The organism is Pseudomonas sp. A-RE-19, assembly GCF_019956555.1.
Lineage (GTDB): Bacteria > Pseudomonadota > Gammaproteobacteria > Pseudomonadales > Pseudomonadaceae > Aquipseudomonas.
On sequence record NZ_JAHBDQ010000031.1, the window covers coordinates 1 to 19467 of the forward strand.

General features: G+C 57.6%; 11 protein-coding genes and 1 pseudogene. 10 read left to right on the top strand and 2 right to left on the bottom strand.

The window, feature by feature from the left end; translation table 11 throughout:
• The first annotated feature begins 202 nt into the window (after positions 1–202).
• The 6 genes from recC (at position 203) to KGB14_RS19165 (ending at position 11916) form a co-directional block, all read left to right on the top strand.
• Entirely contained in the window at positions 203–3655 is a 3453-nt protein-coding gene (gene recC / locus KGB14_RS19140) for an exodeoxyribonuclease V subunit gamma (RefSeq protein WP_223488291.1), read from the top strand.
• Positions 3652–7341 (top strand): exodeoxyribonuclease V subunit beta, encoded by a 3690-nt coding sequence (gene recB / locus KGB14_RS19145; protein WP_223488292.1) that lies wholly within the window; start codon positions 3652–3654, stop codon positions 7339–7341. The genes recC and recB overlap by 4 nt, the downstream gene beginning before the upstream one ends.
• A complete protein-coding gene (gene recD / locus KGB14_RS19150; protein WP_223488293.1) occupies positions 7338–9446 on the top strand; it encodes an exodeoxyribonuclease V subunit alpha in 2109 nt (702 codons plus the stop codon). Before recB ends, recD begins: the two co-directional genes overlap by 4 nt.
• A gap of 120 nt (positions 9447–9566) precedes the next feature.
• A complete protein-coding gene (locus KGB14_RS19155) occupies positions 9567–10142 on the top strand; it encodes a YfiR family protein (protein WP_223488294.1) in 576 nt (191 codons plus the stop codon).
• Positions 10139–11407 carry a diguanylate cyclase domain-containing protein gene (locus tag KGB14_RS19160; protein WP_223488295.1) on the top strand — a complete coding sequence of 423 codons (1269 nt, stop codon included), beginning with the start codon at positions 10139–10141 and terminating at the stop codon, positions 11405–11407. Before KGB14_RS19155 ends, KGB14_RS19160 begins: the two co-directional genes overlap by 4 nt.
• A gap of 5 nt (positions 11408–11412) precedes the next feature.
• Positions 11413–11916, top strand: coding sequence for an OmpA family protein (locus KGB14_RS19165; protein ID WP_223488296.1), 504 nt, complete (start codon positions 11413–11415; stop codon positions 11914–11916).
• Here the strand turns inward: KGB14_RS19165 and KGB14_RS19170 are convergent.
• Positions 11913–12047 (bottom strand): annotated as a pseudogene (locus tag KGB14_RS19170) (LysR family transcriptional regulator); the annotation flags it as partial. The gene KGB14_RS19165 and the pseudogene KGB14_RS19170 overlap by 4 nt on opposite strands.
• A 47-nt stretch (positions 12048–12094) precedes the next feature.
• Between KGB14_RS19170 and KGB14_RS19175 the strand changes: the two are divergent.
• The 4 genes from KGB14_RS19175 to KGB14_RS19195 all read left to right on the top strand — a co-directional run bounded on the left by KGB14_RS19175 (position 12095) and on the right by KGB14_RS19195 (position 17489).
• A complete protein-coding gene (locus KGB14_RS19175; protein WP_223488297.1) occupies positions 12095–13579 on the top strand; it encodes a tyrosine-type recombinase/integrase in 1485 nt (494 codons plus the stop codon).
• A gap of 650 nt (positions 13580–14229) precedes the next feature.
• Positions 14230–14976: a DNA translocase FtsK gene (locus tag KGB14_RS28570; protein ID WP_317851036.1), complete on the top strand. Its 747-nt coding sequence runs from the start codon at positions 14230–14232 to the stop codon at positions 14974–14976.
• A gap of 578 nt (positions 14977–15554) precedes the next feature.
• Positions 15555–15986, top strand: coding sequence for a DUF2971 domain-containing protein (locus tag KGB14_RS28705; protein ID WP_223488327.1), 432 nt, complete (start codon positions 15555–15557; stop codon positions 15984–15986).
• 729 nt (positions 15987–16715) lie between these two features.
• Positions 16716–17489, top strand: a complete 774-nt coding sequence (locus KGB14_RS19195; RefSeq protein ID WP_223488298.1) for a hypothetical protein — start codon at positions 16716–16718, stop codon at positions 17487–17489.
• 881 nt (positions 17490–18370) lie between these two features.
• Here KGB14_RS19195 and KGB14_RS19200 read toward each other — a convergent pair.
• A complete protein-coding gene (locus tag KGB14_RS19200) occupies positions 18371–19318 on the bottom strand; it encodes a LysR family transcriptional regulator (RefSeq protein ID WP_223488299.1) in 948 nt (315 codons plus the stop codon).
• Between the last annotated feature and the right edge of the window lie 149 nt (positions 19319–19467).

Sequence of the window (19467 nt, forward strand, 5' to 3'; positions counted from 1 at the left end):
ATGGTAGTGTGGGGTTTCCCCATGTGAGAGTAGGTCATCGTCAAGATTAAATTCCGAAACCCCTATCTGCGTATGCAGGTAGGGGTTTTGTTTTGTCCGCAGGAAAGTTCGTACAGCACCATCGGACCGCTCCCGGCTGTCACCGTCTCCCGACAATGCTAAGGTTCGGCCCTAGCTTTTGTATTTTCCCAAGGAAGCCTTTATGCCGGACGCCGCGTCCCTCAGTGCTGGTTTTATGGTGGTTCATGGCAACCGCCTGGACGAGTTGCGCAGCCTGGTAGTCAGCTGGATGCGGCGCTACCCACTGGCTCCCTTGGAAAATGAAATCGCTCTGGTCCAGAGTAACGGCATCGCCCAATGGCTGAAGCTGGCACTGGCCGAAGATCCCGAAGATGACGATATGGGCGGCTGCGGAATTGCCGCAGCCATCGATGTGCAGTTACCAGGCAGCTTCATGTGGCAGCTCTATCGCATGGTGCTGGGGCGTGACGAAATCCCGGCCAAATCCCTGCTCGATAAAGCCCCGCTGACCTGGCGTCTGATGCGTCTGCTACCACAGTTGATCAATCAGGCGCACTTTGAACCCCTGCAGCGCTTCCTTACGAATGACACCGACTTACGCAAACGCTATCAGTTGGCCGAGCGACTGGCGGATCTGTTTGACCAATACCAGGTCTACCGTGCCGACTGGCTCGAAGACTGGGCAGAAGGTCGCCATCAATTACGCAACGGCAGGGGCGAAGCGAAATCCCTGCCCCCGGCCAACTGCTGGCAGGCAGAGTTGTGGCGTGCGCTATTACTGGATGTCGGTGAGCAAGGTATGGCGCAAAGCCGTGCGGGCGTCCATCAACGCTTTATAGAGCGCATCAACAACCTTGACGTCGCACCCAGTGGACTGCCTTCACGGGTAATCGTTTTCGGGATTTCCTCGCTGCCCGCCCAAGCTCTTGAAGCCCTTGCAGGACTGGCGCGGTTCAGCCAGGTTTTGTTATGCGTGCATAACCCCTGTCGTCACCATTGGGCGGACATCGTCGCCGATAAAGACCTGCTGCGGCATCAATACAAACGTCAGGCTCGCAAGCACGGCATGCCGGTTGTGCTCGATCCGCAGACCCTTCATCAGCATGCCCATCCATTACTGGCAGCATGGGGAAAGCAGGGGCGGGACTACATCAACCTGCTCGACAGTTACGACGATCCCAATAGCTATCGCTCTGCATTTCGCGACGGACGCATCGACCTTTTCAGCGAAAACCAGCCCCAGAACATGCTCAATCAGTTGCAGGACGACATCCTGGAATTGCGCCCCCTGAACGAGACTCGCGAACGTTGGCCTGCGGTCGACCTGAATAAGGACGAATCGATCCGCTTTCACATCGCCCACAGTGCTCAACGCGAAGTGGAAATCCTTCACGATCAGTTGCTCGCGCAATTCAGTGCTGACCCAGGCCTTAGGCCTCGCGATGTGATCGTGATGGTTCCGGACATCGACAGTTATGCCCCGCACATCCGCGCTGTCTTTGGCCAGCTTGAACGCTTTGATCCACGTTTCATTCCCTTCACGCTCGCGGATCAGGGCCAGCGCGGCCGGGATCCGCTACTGATCGCTGTCGAACATCTGCTCAAGTTGCCGGACAGTCGCTTCCCTGTCAGCGAAATTCTTGATCTGCTCGACGTTCCGGCATTACGCGCTCGGTTTGGCGTAGAGGAACGTGACCTGCCGACCTTGCATCGCTGGATCGAAGGCGCGGGCATTCGCTGGGGAATGAATGCCGAGCAGCGCGCGGGTTTGGGATTACCTGAAGAGCTGGAGCAAAACAGTTGGCGTTTCGGTCTGCGACGGATGCTGCTCGGTTATGCCGTGGGCAGCGCCAGTGCCTGCGAGGGGATCGAGCCCTACGATGAAATCGGTGGTCTGGATGCTGCGCTCATTGGTCCTTTGGTCGCCCTGTTGGATGCGCTGGAGATCGCTCACCGGGAGCTCACTCAACCAGCCCCACCCAAACAATGGGGCGTGCGCTTGCAAGCGCTGGTGCAGTTGTTCTTCCTGGCCAGTAACGAGCATGACGACTACTTGCTGGCCCAACTCGAAGAGCTGCGCGAGACCTGGCTTGAAACCTGCGAATCCGTAGGTTTGCAGGATGAGTTACCGCTGACGGTAGTCCGGGAAGCCTGGCTGGCGGGTCTGGACCAAGGCCGACTGTCTCAGCGTTTTCTCGCCGGGGCCGTTAACTTCTGTACCTTAATGCCCATGCGAGCGATCCCGTTCAAACGGGTCTGCCTGCTTGGCATGAATGACGGCGATTACCCTCGCGCGCAGCCGCCGCTGGATTTCGACCTGATGGGCAGTGACTACCGCCCCGGCGATCGTTCCCGACGTGAAGATGACCGCTATCTATTGCTGGAAGCATTGTTATCGGCGCGCGATCAACTCTATATCAGCTGGGTCGGTCGCAGTATCCGGGACAACAGTGAGCGCCCTGCTTCGGTGTTGATAGGGCAGTTGCGTGACCATCTCGCCAGTGGCTGGCGACTGCGCGATGACAATGATGACCTGCTTGAATCCATGACCCAGGAACACCCGCTGCAACCCTTCAGCCATCGCTATTTTCATGAGGGCGATGATCTGTTCAGCTACGCCAGCGAGTGGCAGCTTCTCCATCAAGCCAGCGATCTGACGACTGATATCGAAGTGCTTGAACCCTACGTCCAGGACGAACCGCTGAGCCTGGGTCAGTTGCAGGATTTTCTGCGCAACCCTGTACGACATTTCTTCAGTCAGCGGCTCAAGGTGTTCTTTGAGGCAGCCGAGGTGCCTTTGGCGGATGAAGAGCCATTCGTCCTCGATGCGCTGCAACGCTATAGCCTCAGCGACAGCTTGCTCGAAGCGGCACTGGGGCAACTGGACCAAACCGATCAGGTACTGGAGGCCCAGGCAAAACGCCTGCAAAACAGCGGGCTCTTGCCCATGGCCGGTTTTGGCGAATGCCTGCAGCGAGAGTTGATCGAACCGCTGCCGGATCTGTTGCAGCGCTATCGGCAGCTTCTGGCGTTATGGCCGACCCCGCTCACCAGCGCGTTGCCCGTGAGTCTGGAGCTGCACGGGCTGCGTCTGGAGGGTTGGCTCAGTGGTCTGCATCAACGCGCGGATGGCGGGTTGTTGTCGGTGACCACGATCCCCAACAGTATCGGTTCGACCAAGACCCGAAAGTGGCATCGTTTGACGCGACCTTGGGTCAATCACCTGGTTGCCTGCGCCAGCGGCATGCCGATGACAACCGCGTTGGTGGCCAGCGACGACAGTCTGCTGCTCGGTCCGATGGAGGCGGCTGCTGCATCCCGGATGCTGGGCGATCTGTTGCTGGCCTGGCAAACGGGCATGCGCCAGCCGCTGCCGATTGCAGTAAAAACAGCCTTCGCCTGGCTCGCTCAAACCGACTCGAGCAAAGCTGACGCCGCTGCCCGCAAGGCCTATGAAGGCGACGGCCAGACCACTGACGGTGAGCGCCGCGAAAGCCCGGCACTCGCTCGGCAATTCGCCGATTACGATGCACTGATTGCCGACGAGACCTTCCCTGATTGGTGCAACGCCTTGTATCGGCCGCTGTTTGAGGCCCCTTGGCGTTCATTGACCAGCGAGGAGGCGCGCTCATGACCACGAAAACACCGCTGGCCCTGGCCTTCCCCCTGCGTGGCAGCCAACTGATCGAGGCCAGCGCCGGGACCGGCAAGACCTTCACCATTTCAGCGCTGTACTTGCGTCTGGTCCTTGGCCATGGCGGCGAATCAAGTGGTTTCGGCCGTGAATTACTGCCGCCGCAAATCCTCGTGGTGACCTTCACCGATGCCGCGACCAAAGAGCTGCGCGAGCGTATTCGCACTCGGCTGGCCGAAGCCGCCCGGTTCTTCCGCGATGAGACACCGGCACCGGATGGCCTCATTGCCGAATTGCGCGAGCAGTACCTCCCTGAACAATGGTCCGGGTGTGCAAACCGCCTGGACATCGCCGCCCAGTGGATGGATGAAGCGGCGGTATCGACCATCCACAGTTGGTGCCAGCGCATGCTGCGCGAACATGCGTTCGACAGTGGCAGTCTGTTCACCCAGACCCTGGAAACCGATCACAGCGATTTGCTCGGCGAAGTCCTGCGCGACTACTGGCGGCTGTTCTGCTACCCGATGCAAGGCGATGCGTTGAATTGGGTTCGCGGCAATTGGGGTGGCCCGGCGGCGTTGTTGCCGCGAGTGCGTGGGTTGTTCGCCAGCGAGCGTGACAGCGTTGAAAGTAAAGAGCCGGCCGAGTTGATCGCCGACTGCCTGCAGGAACGACGGGCCGCCTTGCTCGAACTCAAGATGCCCTGGCGCCAATGGGCGGATGAGTTGCTTGCCATCTGTCACCAGGGCGTTGCAAGCAAGAGCGTCGATGGTCGCAAGATGCAGGCGCGCTACTTTGAACCCTGGTTCGAAAAACTTCGGGCCTGGGCCGAAGATGAGTCTCTCGAGCAACTGGACATTGGCACCGGCTTCACTCGCCTGACCCCCGATGGCATGGCTGAAGCCTGGAAGGGTGAAGCCCCCCGTCATCCCGGTCTCGATGCGATGCCCGGTCTCAAGACCCGTCTCGATGATTTGCCGACCCCTGATGCCGCCGTGCTGCAACACGCCGCACATTGGGTGGGTGCTCGGTTCGAGGAAGAAAAACGTCGCCGCGCGGAAATGGGCTTTGATGACATGCTGTTGCGCCTTGATGCAGCGCTGCAGTCCGACGGCGGTGAGCGCCTGGCGACGTTGATTCGTGAGCAATTCCCGGTCGCGTTGATCGATGAGTTTCAGGACACCGACCCGGTGCAGTATCGGATTTTCGAGAGCATTTATCGCATCGAAGACAACAACCCTGAGTCCGGTTTATTCCTTATCGGCGATCCGAAGCAGGCGATCTATGCCTTCCGTGGTGCCGACATCTATACCTACCTGCGCGCCCGCCAGGCCACCACTGGCCGCCTGCATACCCTGGGCACCAACTTCCGTTCCAGTCATGGCATGGTCAGTGCGGTGAACCATGTATTCGAACGCGCCGAATCTCGTGAGCAGGGGCGCGGAGCATTCCTGTTCCGTGAGAAGAATGGCGAAAACCCGGTACCGTTTTTACCCGTCGAATCCCAGGGGCGTAAAGAAGTCCTGCACATTGATGGTCAGGTGGTTCCCGCGCTGAACATCTGGCACCTGTCCGCCGATCAGCCACTGTCTGGCGCGGTGTACCGACAACAATTGGCCGCCGCCTGCGCCAGTGAAATCACCGCGCTGCTCAATGGCGGTCAGCAAGGCCATGCGGGCTTCATCCAGGATGGTAAGGACTTCAGAGGTCTGCTGCCGGCGGATATCGCGATCCTGGTGCGTGACGGCAAAGAAGCCCAGGCCGTGCGCGGCGAATTATCTGCCCGCGGTGTGCGTAGTGTTTATCTCTCAGACAAGGACTCAGTGTTCGCCGCGCAGGAAGCCCATGACCTGCTGAGCTGGCTCAAGGCATGCGCCGAGCCAGATGTTGAGCGTCCCCTCCGTGCTGCGTTGGCGTGTATCACGCTGAACCTTTCGCTGGCTGAACTGGAGCGGTTGAATCAGGATGAACTGGCCTGGGAAGCGCGGGTCATGCAGTTCCGCGGTTATCGCGAGTTATGGCGCAAGCAGGGTGTATTGCCAATGCTGCGACGTCTGCTGCATGACTTCCAGCTGCCCCAGGCATTGATCGCGCGCAGCGATGGCGAGCGGGTATTGACCAACCTGCTGCACCTGTCCGAGTTGCTGCAACAGGCGGCTGCCGAACTTGATGGTGAACAAGCCTTGATCCGTCACTTGTCCGAGCATCTGGCGCTGTCCGGTCAGGCCGGCGAAGAACAGATCCTGCGTCTGGAGAGCGACGAGCAACTGGTCAAGGTCGTGACTATCCACAAATCCAAAGGGCTTGAGTATCCCTTGGTGTTTCTGCCGTTCATTTGCTCGGCCAAACCAGTGGATGGCAGTCGTTTGCCTTTGCATTACCACGACGCCGCGGGCAAGGCTCAGGTGAGTTTGAAGCCGACGACCGAGTTGATCGCGCAGGCCGATGACGAGCGTCTGGCCGAAGATCTTCGTCTGCTCTATGTAGCTCTGACCCGGGCACAACATGCTTGCTGGCTCGGTGTGACTGATCTCAAACGCGGCAATAACAACGGCTCGGTTCTGCACCTTTGTGCATTGGGTTATCTGCTGGGTGGTGGCGCGCCGTTGACCGAGTCGGCAGGTTTGCGGCGTTGGCTGGAAGACCTGCGGCAAGACTGTCCGGCGCTGAACTATGGTGAGATGCCTGACGCGACCACCGAGCATTATCATCCGCCGCGCAACGAAGCGACCTTGCTTGCGCCGCTGATACCCAAGCGCAAGGCCAGCGAAAACTGGTGGATCGCTTCTTATAGTGCCTTACGCATGGGTGACAGTCTGAGTGTGGGCAGCGACGAAGCGCCGGAGAGCCCGCAAGCACAAAAACTTTTTGACGACGAACGCCTTGATCCGCAAGCACCGCGAGAGGTTGCCGCTGGCGGTGCTGATATTCATCGATTTCCTCGTGGCCCGAATCCCGGCACGTTTCTTCATGGGTTACTCGAATGGGCCGGTGATGAAGGTTTTAACGCTGAACCGCTAACCCTGAAAGATGCCATCGCTCGCCGCTGCAACCGTCGTGGCTGGGAAGGCTGGATCACCACGCTGAGCGAATGGCTGCAACACCTGCTCAAATCCCCGCTGCACATCGGTGGCGGACAAGCACCGGTGGTGTTCGAGCAACTCATCCAATACCGGGTCGAGATGGAGTTCTGGTTCGCCAGCCATAAAGTCGATGTGCTCAAGCTCGATGAACTGGTGCGCCAATACACCCACAACGGCGTGGCCAGGTTGGCCGCTGAACCGGTGCTGCTCAATGGCATGTTCAAAGGCTTCATCGACCTGACGTTCGAGCACGACGGTCGTTATTACGTCGCCGACTATAAATCCAACTGGCTGGGCGTCGATGACGCGGCCTATACCGAGCAGGCCATGGAGCAGTCGATTCTCGATAACCGTTACGATCTGCAATATGTGTTGTACCTGCTCGCCCTGCATCGCCAGCTCAAGGCGCGGCTGGTCGATTACGATTACGATCGGCATGTCGGTGGGGCGTTGTACCTGTTCCTTCGCGGTACGCGCGCGGCCAGCCAGGGCGTGTATTTCGCCCGCCCGCCACGGGAGCTGATCGAGCGTCTGGACCGGTTGTTCCAGGGCAAGCCAGAGCCCAAGGCTGAGCCCGCCTGGGAACAGGGAGTACTGCTATGAGTCGCACTTTCGCTGACTTGTTACCTACGCCGTTGGCGGCCGAAAGTCTGGCGGATCTGGCGCCGTTGAGTCGCGCGGACGATTTGTTGCTGCTGCTCACGCGCTGGGTCGAACGCGGCTGGTTGCGGGCGCTGGACAAAGCCTTCGTCGCCTTTCTCCACGAACTCGCCCCCGACGATGACCCTCTGGTGCTGCTGGCCGCTGCGTTGACCAGTCACCAGCTGGGCCACGGCCATGTCTGCCTGGATCTGTTCGAAACGCTGAAAGAGCCAGACTTCGCCCTGTCGCTGCCGCCGGAAGGTGATCTGCAAAATGGCGCGATGTTGCTGCCGTCGCAATTGCTCGAGGCGCTGGATGGCGCCCATTGGTGCAAGGTTCTGGCCTCAAGCAATCTGGTGGCTCTGGCAGTCGATGGTCGTGAGGCCGCGCAACACAGGCCGTTGGTGCTATCGGGTAAACGTCTGTACCTGCGCCGCTACTGGGCTTACGAACGGCGCATCGACAACGCCCTGCGTCAGCGCCTGGCGGCACACGAAACAACACCGAGTGATTTACCTCAACGCCTGACCGGCCTGTTCGGTCCAGCCAGGCCTGATGAAGTGATTGACTGGCAGAAACTCGCCTGTGCCCTGGCTACCCGCAGCGCATTCAGCATCGTCACTGGCGGCCCGGGAACCGGCAAGACCACCACGGTCGTGCGCTTGCTGGCATTGCTCCAGGCGCCCGCGGTGGAGGCCGGCAAACCGCTGCGCATTCGTCTCGCGGCGCCCACTGGCAAAGCTGCCGCACGATTGACCGAGTCCATCAGCCAGCAGGTTCAAACCCTGAAAGTTGCTGAAACGGTGCGGGAGAAAATCCCGTCGGATGTCACCACCGTGCATCGTTTGCTCGGTAGCCGACCCGGCACCCGACATTTCCGGCACCACGCCGGCAATCGCTTGCCACTGGACGTTTTGGTGGTCGACGAAGCCTCGATGATTGATCTGGAAATGATGGCCAATCTGCTCGACGCGTTGCCGGCCCATGCTCGTCTGGTGCTGCTGGGTGACAAGGACCAACTGGCGTCGGTGGAAGCCGGTGCCGTCCTGGGTGATTTGTGCCGCGACGCCGAAGCCGGTTGGTACAGCCCGCAGACCCGCGAATGGCTGGAGACGGTCAGCGGTGAAAACCTCAATGCCAGCGATTTGCACGAAGACATCAACGGAGCGCATCCCCTGGCCCAGCAAGTGGTGATGTTGCGTCACTCGCGGCGCTTCGGCGAGGGCAGCGGCATTGGCCAGTTGGCCCGTTGGGTCAACCAGCAGCAACCCGAGCAAGCCCGCCGGTTGTTGGCGGCTGGAAGTCACCACGACGTGTTTTCACTGCCGCTCAAGGGTGAGCATGACCGGGCGCTGGAGCGTTTGCTGCTCGAAGGCCATGGCGAGGGACCGCAAGGTTATCGGCATTACCTGAGTCTTTTGCGCAGTCACCGACCACCACTCGACAGCCCGCTCGATGATCCACGCTGGGCCGACTGGGCTCGATTGGTGCTGCAAGCCTTCGACGCCTTCCAGCTGTTGTGCGCCGTACGCAAAGGCCCTTGGGGTGTGGAAGGCTTGAATCAGCGAGTGACTGATGCGTTGCTCAAGGCTCGGCTGATCGACAGCGACCATCAGTGGTACGAGGGGAGGCCCGTGCTGATGACCCGCAACGACTATGGCCTGGGTTTGATGAACGGCGACATTGGCATTGCCCTCAAGCTGCCGGAACGTGAGGGGCCCGAGGCTGGGCGGCAAGTGCTGCGTGTGGCCTTTCCGCGCAACGATGGCCAGGGCGGTGTGCGCTTTGTCCTGCCAAGTCGGCTCAACGATGTGGACACCGTGTACGCCATGACCGTGCACAAATCCCAGGGCTCGGAATTTGCCCATACGGCGCTGATTCTGCCGGACGCCCTGAACCCTGTGCTCACCAAGGAACTGATCTATACCGGGATTACCCGGGCCAAACACTGGTTCACTCTGATTGAGCCTCGCGCCGGTGTATTCGAAGAGGCCGTGCGACGCAAGGTCAAGCGCTTGAGCGGGTTGATGCTGGAGCTGGAAGAGGGGATCGAGCCGAGTCACTGAAACGACGCAGCCCAGACGCCGGGAATCTGCCCGAAGGGCCGTGGTGCGTGGCCTCGCTGGTGTTTCGGGGCTGTGCTATCGTTGCGGCATCATTTCGTTGCGATCCAAGAGAATCCCTGCATGAAGGTGGCTGTCTGGGCGACAGAGCGCGTCGTTGGCTGCAAGCAAGTACTGTTTGCCGGCCTTCTCTGTTTGTTGACGGGCGCTGCCTGTGCTCAGCCGGAAACAGTCGAGAGCAAGGCCGACCAGCGCGCCAGATCGGTTACTCAGGTGGTGCTCGGAATCCTCAGTTATGCCCGGTGGCCTGTTGAGCCCCAACAGTTGCGCCTGTGCGTGGTCGGCCCTACCGAATACACCGACGACCTGGTCAAAGGCACCACTCAAGCCACGGGTCGGCCCGTTACCGTACAACGGTTGCTGGCCGACAACCCGGCCATTGCCGGTGAATGTGATGCGGTGTACATCGGCAAACTGACCAGCGATGAACGCAGTCGGTTATTCGCCGCGCTGACAGGGCGCCCGGTGTTGAGCATCAGCGAAGGTGGCGATCAATGCACCGTCGGTAGTCTATTCTGCCTGCGGGTCGGCGATGAACAGGTGTCCTTCGAGGTCAACCTCGACTCGGTCGCCCGCAGTGGTGTGCGCATTCATCCCAGTGTGCTGCAACTGTCGCGCCGCAAGCCGGCGGCACCATGAGTCTATTCAAACCTCGTACACGTCCGACCCTGGGTTCGGTTATCGGCCGCGGGCATTTGATCGTCGCGCTGGTGGGCGTGGCGATGGCCAGTGTGTCGCTGACCCTGCTGGGTGTTCTGGCCTTGCGGGTGTATGCCGACCACAACCTGCATCTGATCGCCCGCTCGATCAATTACACCGTGGAAGCCGCGGTGGTGTTCAACGACAAGGCCGCTGCCACCGAAGCGTTGGCGTTGATTGCGTCCACCGAAGAAGTGGCCGATGCACAGGTGATGAACGAGCAAGGCGAGTTGCTCGCGCGGTGGCAGCGACCGGAAACGGGATTGTTGTCCGATCTTGAGACGCAGATCGCCCGAGTGATTCTGGAGAAACCCATCAGCATGCCGATCGTTCATCAAGGTCAGGAAATCGGCAGTATCCTGCTGATCGGTCACGGTGGCAGCCTGATGAGCTTTTTGCTCAGCGGTCTGGTGGGAATCGTCTTGTGTACCGCCATCAGTGCCTGGGTTGCGCTCTATCTGGCGCGTCGGCAATTGCGGGGGATCATCGGCCCGTTGCGCGGCCTGGCTACCGTGGCTCACGCCGCCCGCAGCGACCGTGCCTTCGACCGGCGCGTACCGCCCGCCGACATTGCCGAACTCGACAACCTGGGCAACGACTTCAATGCCTTGCTCGATGAGCTCGAGTCCTGGCAGACCCACCTGCAAAGCGAAAACGAAACCCTGGCCCACCAGGCCAGCCATGACAGCCTTACCGGGTTGCCGAATCGGGCATTTTTCGAAGGCCGTCTGATGCGTGCCTTGCGCAGTGCCGGCAAGCTCGATGAGCGAGTGGCCGTGCTGTTTCTCGACAGCGACCGGTTCAAGGAGATCAACGATAACTTCGGCCATGCTGCTGGCGATGCGGTGCTGGTCGCCGTGGCAACCCGGGTTCGTGCACAGCTACGTGAAGAGGATCTGGTCGCGCGTCTGGGCGGCGACGAGTTTGCCGTCCTGCTGACACCGCTGCACAAGACCGAAGACGCCGAACGGATTGCCGACAAAATCATTGCCAGCATGGAAGCGCCAATCCCCTTGCCGGGCACTATCCAAGTGCTGACTTCACTCAGTATTGGCATCGCGGTGTACCCGGATCATGGGGTCACGCCGGGTGAGCTGCTCGATGCCGCCGACGCCGCGATGTACCAGGCCAAACGCCTTTCCCGAGGCGCACAGCAAACGGCAGGGCCGGAGCTCCCTGCCGTCAATGTTCAAACCAGGAGCTAATTTTTGTGTACACATTCACTCAGCGTTCTCTGCGACTTTTTACGATCACCCTGTTCATGGCCTTTCTGACATTGAGCGGTTGCCAGACGACACCGCAAAAAGGCCTGAGCCCGGCGCAGGTCGCCATGCTCAAGCAGCAAGGTTTCGAAATGACGGATGATGGCTGGGCTTATGGCCTGTCAGACAAAGTGCTGTTCGGCAGCGACGTCGAGCACCTCAACCCGGCCAGTACCGAGATCGTCGAACGCATTGGCAAGGCGTTATTGAGTGTGGAAATCGAGCGGGTGAGGGTCGACGGCCACACCGATGCCTCGGGCAAGGAGTCCTATAACGAACAGCTTTCCCTGCGTCGCGCGAAAAGCGTCGGCAAGGTGTTGGCCGCTGTCGGCATGAAAGAACAAAACATCCAACTGCGCGGCCTGGGCAGCAGCAAGCCCGTCGCTTCCAACGACACCGCGGTCGGACGCACCGAGAACCGTCGGGTGTCGATCGTGGTGAGCGCGGATTAGTCGGCGAACAACATCTCCCGACTTTCCCCCATCAACAGCGCTTGATTCTGCTCGGTGACGCTACGGATGTAATCCCACAACAAGGTGATCCGCTTGAGCTTGCGCAGGTCCTCGCGGCAGTACATCCAGAACTACAAGGACGTAAGGGTTCCGCCAATGATTCCGGGACCCTTCGGCCATGCCTACCGTTCAAGACGCGCTTCCTGTCACAAGTGCTGTAACAAGTTTCGCTCTGCCCTTGAGGCCGACGACTCGCCTCGCCAAGCCCTACCACTACAGACGTAACGGCATTTACTATCTGCGCCTTCGAGAAACCGGCAGCCTCACCCGCACTGTGTCTGTTTCTCTCAAGACCACTGATAGAAAGGCCGCTATGGACGCTTCACGACACCTCGCAGAAACCATCAAGGCATTCCATCTGGATCATCCAGAGGCAACTTGGCACCAATTGAGAGAACACCTGATATGGGTCGCTGAGGGCTTGCTGTCGTCTGCGCATGATGTGCATTCGTTGCGGATGTGGGGAGATCTGTACGAAGGCGTAGGGATGAATCTCACGGAGATCGCTGCCACGATGCCTCTGAGTGTTGATCAGCATGAGCATGTTGCTAACGCCAAACGAGTCATGGTTGCTGCCCAAGATCGACTTCAAGGCGACTCAGTGCCCTTGGTGAAGATGATCAGAGAACTTGAGGGCAAACCAGAGAACACTTCGGTACGTGTCAGTAATGCGTCTGCGTCCCTATCTGTAAGCGGTACTGCCATGACCTTTGAGGTCTTGTCCGGCCTGTACTTGGCTGACCGTGCGGGAGAGCAGAAAGCTACCACGCTCAGTTCCACCAAGTTCACGCACGGTGTCCTCTGTGCAGCCTTAGGGCCTTTGGACCTCAGGACCCACTCACGGGCTGACCTTGTTGCATTGAGGGACCAGCTTGTAACCACACGTAAACCGTCAACGGTAAATCAGATGTTGATGAAGCTTTCTGCCGTATTGAACTGGGCGGTGGAAAACGGCCACCTCGAAAAGTCCTTCGATAAGAAACTCAAGTTCACCAAGGGCCTTGAGTCGAGCCGTAAGGCGCTCACTCAGGATCAGATAGCCAAGCTGATGCATTACGCTAACAACCTCCCAGAGACTTCATGGAAGCGTTGGTTATTAAGTCTGGGCATCATTACTGGTGGGCGTCTCAATGAAATCTCCCAGTTGACCACGGGGGACATTCATACCCTTGCATCAGGGATCACGGCTGTTCACATCAATGAGGCAGGCGAAGGCAAATCCATCAAAAACAAACGCAGTGAGCGGACGGTGCCGTTAACGGATGGGGCCTATGGATTCGACCTTGCAGCGTTCATGAGGTACGTCGAAGCCTGCAAGTTCAGTGGGAGCGATTTATTGGCGCAGATCGGTTACAGACCAGCGGGCGAGTGGGCCAACCAACAGGCAATTCCAGCGGCTCTCGGAGACTCTTATGAGCGTGGTTTGGTGTATCACTCATTGCGTCACTCGCTGGCTTCTCTGATGCAGGCCAAAGGTGTTCCGACGACTCATGCTCAGGCGGTGATGGGGCATGCGTCCGGGACAATTACTTTTGACACTTATGGTTCTGGTGTGCCCGTTGAGACCCTTGCAAAAGTTCTTGAGGAACTCTTCAGGCCTTGATGAAGATCGCAGCACCTTCGGCTGATCGGAGCGTAGCGGGGGGACAGTTAACAATCCCAAGGGTCCGAAAGGGCCCTTTATTTCGTCAGGTGTTTATCTTCTGCATAAATCCGGAGCCCTTGTAGATAGGGCCTCTCAGTAACCCGCACTATACCAATAGGCACTCCGTCTGTTGATTGAGGGATATGAGGTCAAGTACATGGCCATAGTTTCAGATGGACTCAAAACAATCATTGACACCAGCACCGGCCACGAAATGACTTTCGACTATCAGGTCCGTGCAGGCCGCTGCGGTCCATCTTTTCGAACGCGATAAGGCACCCAGCAAGCAGCCCTGCGTACCATCGAAAAGGGGCCACCGCGTTCTCCTAACCTTGTCGAGACGAGTGTCAGAGCCTGCAACGATGGGCCTACAGGAACTCCCCCAACGGCCTATGAGATCGTCTGACCAAATCCACACAGGAGAAGTCGCGATATCCTGGGGACGTGTATAAGAGTGACTGAAGAAGAGAAACAGGCAGCCGAATGCGCCATAAATTTCTAATTAAATGCTGTCGGAGTACGGCCCCGCTTTGATCTTCCAGTACGGTCATCAGGCACAAGGGTATGATTGATTTTCGTCGCGGAGTACGCACAAGGAGGGGTTTCCAATGTCTTGGCTCAGTAGATTTTTCGGCCAGTTGCCCAGAGATAATTCAAGTCTGACGATTGATCCCGTGGAGACGTACAGCGACATTGACGACACGCTGTATCCACGAGCTATCAGCTTCGTTCTGGAGTCTAAAATTACGTCAGTCAGTGCGCTCCAACGTCATTTGAAAGTAGGGTACAGTCGCGCTGCTCGCCTCATTGATGCCATGGAGTTCGACGGAGTTGTTTCGCCCCTGAACGCAGCGGGAGAACGTGTTTTGCTATCAACAGAACAGCGTGGGGCCCACGTTAAAAGCCGAAAGTTTAGATCAGCAAACTCAGACGTAGAGGGCGGGCAGATTGGCGTACGCGATAGAGGAGTTTCTCTTCCTGACAGGACTGCCCTTCCACCACTGACAGGACGAATCAAGGGGACCAAGAACATTGGTTTCAATATTGTTGGGGAGTCGTATTGTCAACCAGCCCTTCGACGTATTCGCAACAGCACCAATATGGCTGAGGATAACGAATTCGATGCATTCATCGTCACCGAACCAGACAACCCGCACGATGCTAATGCCTGCGCAGTCTATATTGATGGTTTTAAAGTCGGGTATCTGCCGAGAGATGATGCTGCGAGTTACGTGGAGCAGATGACGGACCAAGGAGTGGCGGGCGTATCGTGTTTTCAGTTACGGGCGAAGCTGGTGGGAGGGTTTGGAGATAAACCAAACGTTGGGGTAATGGTTAACCTACCCACGCAATAATTGTTTTCTTGGTTCTTCCGGAGGAGTTCGGGTGCGGTGCTGTCGACGAGGGTACGATTGCTCGCCTCAATCCGCTTCTGGGAGACTTCAAACCCACGGTGAAGAAGGTCCATGATTGAGCCAAGGTTCTGGTGCCCCTCTTAGATGTCCGTAAGATGCAGGCGGTAGACAGGGCGCAAATAAAAAAGTAGCGTCAGATTGGGCGGACTATGAGTCGGCAATCGGAAATATTTCAATAAGCGGAATCAGAGGTAGCAATGCCAGCTCACAACGATTATCGAGATATCTGGATAGAGCGGGGCTACAAGTCCGATATGGGGAGCGCTATTGCGTGTCTACCTCCGCAAAATGCCGATGTCATTCGAGTCTATCACCTGACAACCGCTGAATACGCAATAAGTAATATTGCCCTTGGCCGTTTGAAGGTAGCTCGATTCTCCGATTTGAACGATCCGTTTGAACTTCTTGGGCTTAACGTGCGTGAGCGATCAAAGCGAAGGTCAACACGAGACTTCAAGGACACGTACAATGCTCACACGGGACTTCTGTGTTTTAGCGAAGACTGGGCTGAACCCGTAATGTGGAGCCACTATGGAATGAAACATCGTGGGATCTGCTTAGGCTTCAACGTGCCACGTGCAAAGCTTCAGAAAGTGCAATATGAGGACGATCGAATTCGCTCACAGCTTGGAGACAGCGGAGACCCCATTGATATCGATCCAAGTGTTAAGTCCTTGCTGCTAAAAACGAAATCCAGTGGATGGAGGTATGAGGCAGAGTATCGACAATTTGTTCCCTTAGCTGATGCCACATCGGAAGGAAGGCTCCACTTTCTTCCGTTCGGTAAAGATCTTGAGCTTGCTGAAGTCATTCTTGGCCCTCTATGCGAACTTTCCCTGCGCACAATTCGAGGTCTTGCAACTTCTCGGTATCCACACGCAGCTACATTCAGGTCTCGTCTCGCGTTTGGGTCGTACAAAGTTGTGCCTGAAGCAACTTCAATCCCTTAAAACGAATCGCGAGACCAGCCATCTGAATCAGTCTGATTGTTCGCTTCAGATTGTTCTCTACCGGTGACGTTTACTGCGTTCATGGTTGAGAATTTGTATCCGCGTATTCAGACATTTTTCTGGCTGTGGTCGCATGAGTTCCCTGATGGGAATTCAATAGAAATTTCCGGTACGACACCTCATGGGCTCGTTTACGAACAGTTTCCCCCGTGTGCGCTCGCTTAGGCGATCATACCGATGCTTGCCGGGGATACTTAACAACGCGCTCATACACCACGATGAGAACGCTTTTGGCTATCACAAGTCCTGCACCGGTGGTCTCTTAGGTTTGCTTTGGTCAAGTTGGTAGTAACCGGTGGGCCGCGCCAATGCTGTGAATGGGTAGCCAAGAAAGTCCCTCCAGCTATCTGCAAGACCGGTAAGTACGAAGTTGAAAACTGACTCAGGCGCCACTGTGTGTCGATTCCAATCCGATTACGGGGGGGCTTGAGCCGTGCTTCGTGAGCTTACAGATGCCTATCCCTTCCAGCTTAAATAGGCGGCTGAGTCGCCCTCTGGAAGGGTAGACCTCGCAAAATCGCTTTAGAGCAACGAGGCGGGTCGAGGCAGGCTCGCAGTGGTACTTTCGTTTTTTCGACCTTGGCGGCCCTAATAGGCGCCCTGCAAAAACCCTCACTAAGAGGCAAGAAGGACATCCCGTCCGACTTACTTACTGATGAGGACCACAACATGCTGACACCTGCTGAGTTAGACCACCAGCGCATCACCCACGCCAAGCTGACAATGATCTTGTCGCGGGAGCCTTGGGCCCTGCCTGACCCAAACCGCAAAGCACGAGCGCCACGGGCAGCCGAGCTACTCAAAACCATGAGCCAACGCGCTGCCGCCGAAGAGTTAGGAATATCTCGCCGCCAACTTGCCAAGATGATTGAGGCTGAAGCTCAAACCGTTGAGGACGACAATCCGTTCATCGTCGAGGAGTTCGTGCCGTTGCCCCGCAGGGTTGCCATTGATCTGATCGCTGAGAAGGCCTGCCGCCCTCAAGGAGCAAAGTGGGCCGACTACAGGAGAATCGTTCTGGATCTCTACGGCTTAACTGATGATGGACGACAGGCCGCCACGGAGCAGCAACGCAAGGATCTCCGCAAGGCCGTCAAGAAGAAACACCCGACAGCGTTATTTGTTGCAGACTGGGTCGATACCGACCGGGCGGCAAGTCAACGGGATGCTGTCCTTGCTGAGGTCATTGAACTGTCCGACAGAGTTACCGAGGCGACCACTCGACTGGCTCAGGCGTTCCCCGGTGGCTCCGCCAAGGCGATTCAAGTTCAGTTGCTTAATTTAATCGACTACAGGACACCGTCCAGTACTGCCAATTGGGGCGGCCCCGAGGCTGAACGCGCCGTCCAACTGACGAGCCGAGTAGGTAACGCTGGGCCTGTGATATCTGAGCCAGCAGGCACGGCATTGCCAGACCGATTGTTTGATTCTCTGTGCTTCTGATTACCCCGTGACTACATGGAATGGTCCGGTCACCAAAATGGAGTGGTCCGGGCTGTAGCCCTCGCAGAACGTGGCTTGTAGAATTTTTAGACCACCAATTCCCCCCATATATAAGCAGAGGCGTAAAGGTGGACCAAAAGATTCAGTGGGCGGCTTACTGGCAGACTTTCAGTTTGGGATGATTCGCAATAGCCATCCCATCTATGAGCGCATCGTAAAGAACAATAAAAAGCAATTTCACCACTCCAAAGAATTCTCCTTGAGCTGCCCAACAGGGTTGGGGACGGTCTTGCGACCATTACTCCCTTTGCCACAAAGGACACTTTCAGGCCAGACCGTGCTCTGGATCTCCCCGCACAGCAATCTCCCGTCCCTTCTGGAACCACGATCTGCTCTTTCCATTAAGTCGAGTAGCTGGGTCGTGGAGGTCAGCCAGAAAGCAAGACCCGCAAGACCCGCAAAACCACCCGCTATAAGCAGAGGGACTCAAAGTTCCCTGCATAGATGACGTTGTGTGCCCTCTCTGGCTGATCTGTTTGGTGGTGAATATCATCCACCCCAACCTAACCTCAAGGAGGACCATACGTGATAACCATCAGCGGAGGCCGCCTTGTCTCCATTGAGGCCATCCAGAGAGTAGCGAAATTTTGGGAGACACCACCTCAACGCTTCAACGCTCCCAAGATCCCCCGTTGGGTGCTTCATGTCTGAGCCTTGTCGTGGGTCTGTACGGGGTCCTTATCGCGCTCGCGGGTGCCTCTGAAAGTCATAGCTCAGCGGTCGCTCAGATGTCACAAGTCATGTACCAACCCCTGTCACAAGTGGTTGCAGTGGCAGTGCTGACCTCGCTACGATAGGCCTCCCTTACGCCTTGTAGACACTCAGTCTGTGAACCGAAGATCCCGTGTCTCGCCCAGCAATAATGGGCGATTCAGCTCAGTGACCTCCCTGATGTAATCCCACAACAGCGTGATCCGCTTGAGCTTGCGCAGATCCTCGCGGCAGTACATCCAGAACTGCCGGGTTATGGTGATTTCTTGCGGCAACACCGGCAGCAACCGCGGGTCTTGAGCCGCCAGGAAGCACGGCAGAATCGCCAGTGACCGTCCCTGCTGAGCTGCCACGAACTGCGCGATCACGCTGGTGCTGCGCAGATTGGCACTGGCACCGGGCAACACATTCGCCAGGTACAGCAGCTCCGAGCTGAACGCCAGATCGTCGACATAACTGATGAATTGATGCTTGCCCAAGTCTGCCGGGCGGCGGATTGGTGGGTGCTTGTCCAGATAATCCTGGGTCGCATACAGCTGCAATCGGTAGTCGCAGAGTTTGCAGCAGACATACGGACCGTGTTCCGGCCGCTCCAGCGCGATGACGATGTCTGCCTCGCGCTTGGACAGACTGATGAAGTGCGGCAGCGGCAGGATGTCCACCGAGATCGCCGGGTAGGCGTCGACGAAATGGCTCAGTTGCGGGGTAATGAAAAAACTGCCGAACCCTTCGGTGCAGCCCATGCGCACGTGCCCGGACAATGCCACGCCGGAGCCCGAAACCTGCTCGCACGCCATGTGCAGGGTGCTTTCGATTGACTCGGCGTAACCCAGCAGCCGCTGGCCCTCGGCAGTCAGGACGAAGCCGCTGGTTCGGGACTTCTCGAACAGCAATGTGCCCAACGCCGCTTCCAGCGAACTGATGCGTCGCGACACGGTGGTGTAGTCCACCGCCAGGCGCTTGGCTGCGGTGCTGGCCTTGCGAGTGCGGGCAACCTCGAGGAAAAACTTGAGGTCATCCCAGTTCAACGAGCCTAAAGACGTGATGTTTTTTTGCATGATGGACCGGCTTTTATGTGCGTTCTTATTAGAAGTTTGCACATCTATACTCCAAAAACAGTCCGACAACCAATTCGTGACACACGCCTCATCTCAAGGCGACTTTCTCGCCTTGGCTCCAAAGATCGCTCTCTAAATAAGAACAACGT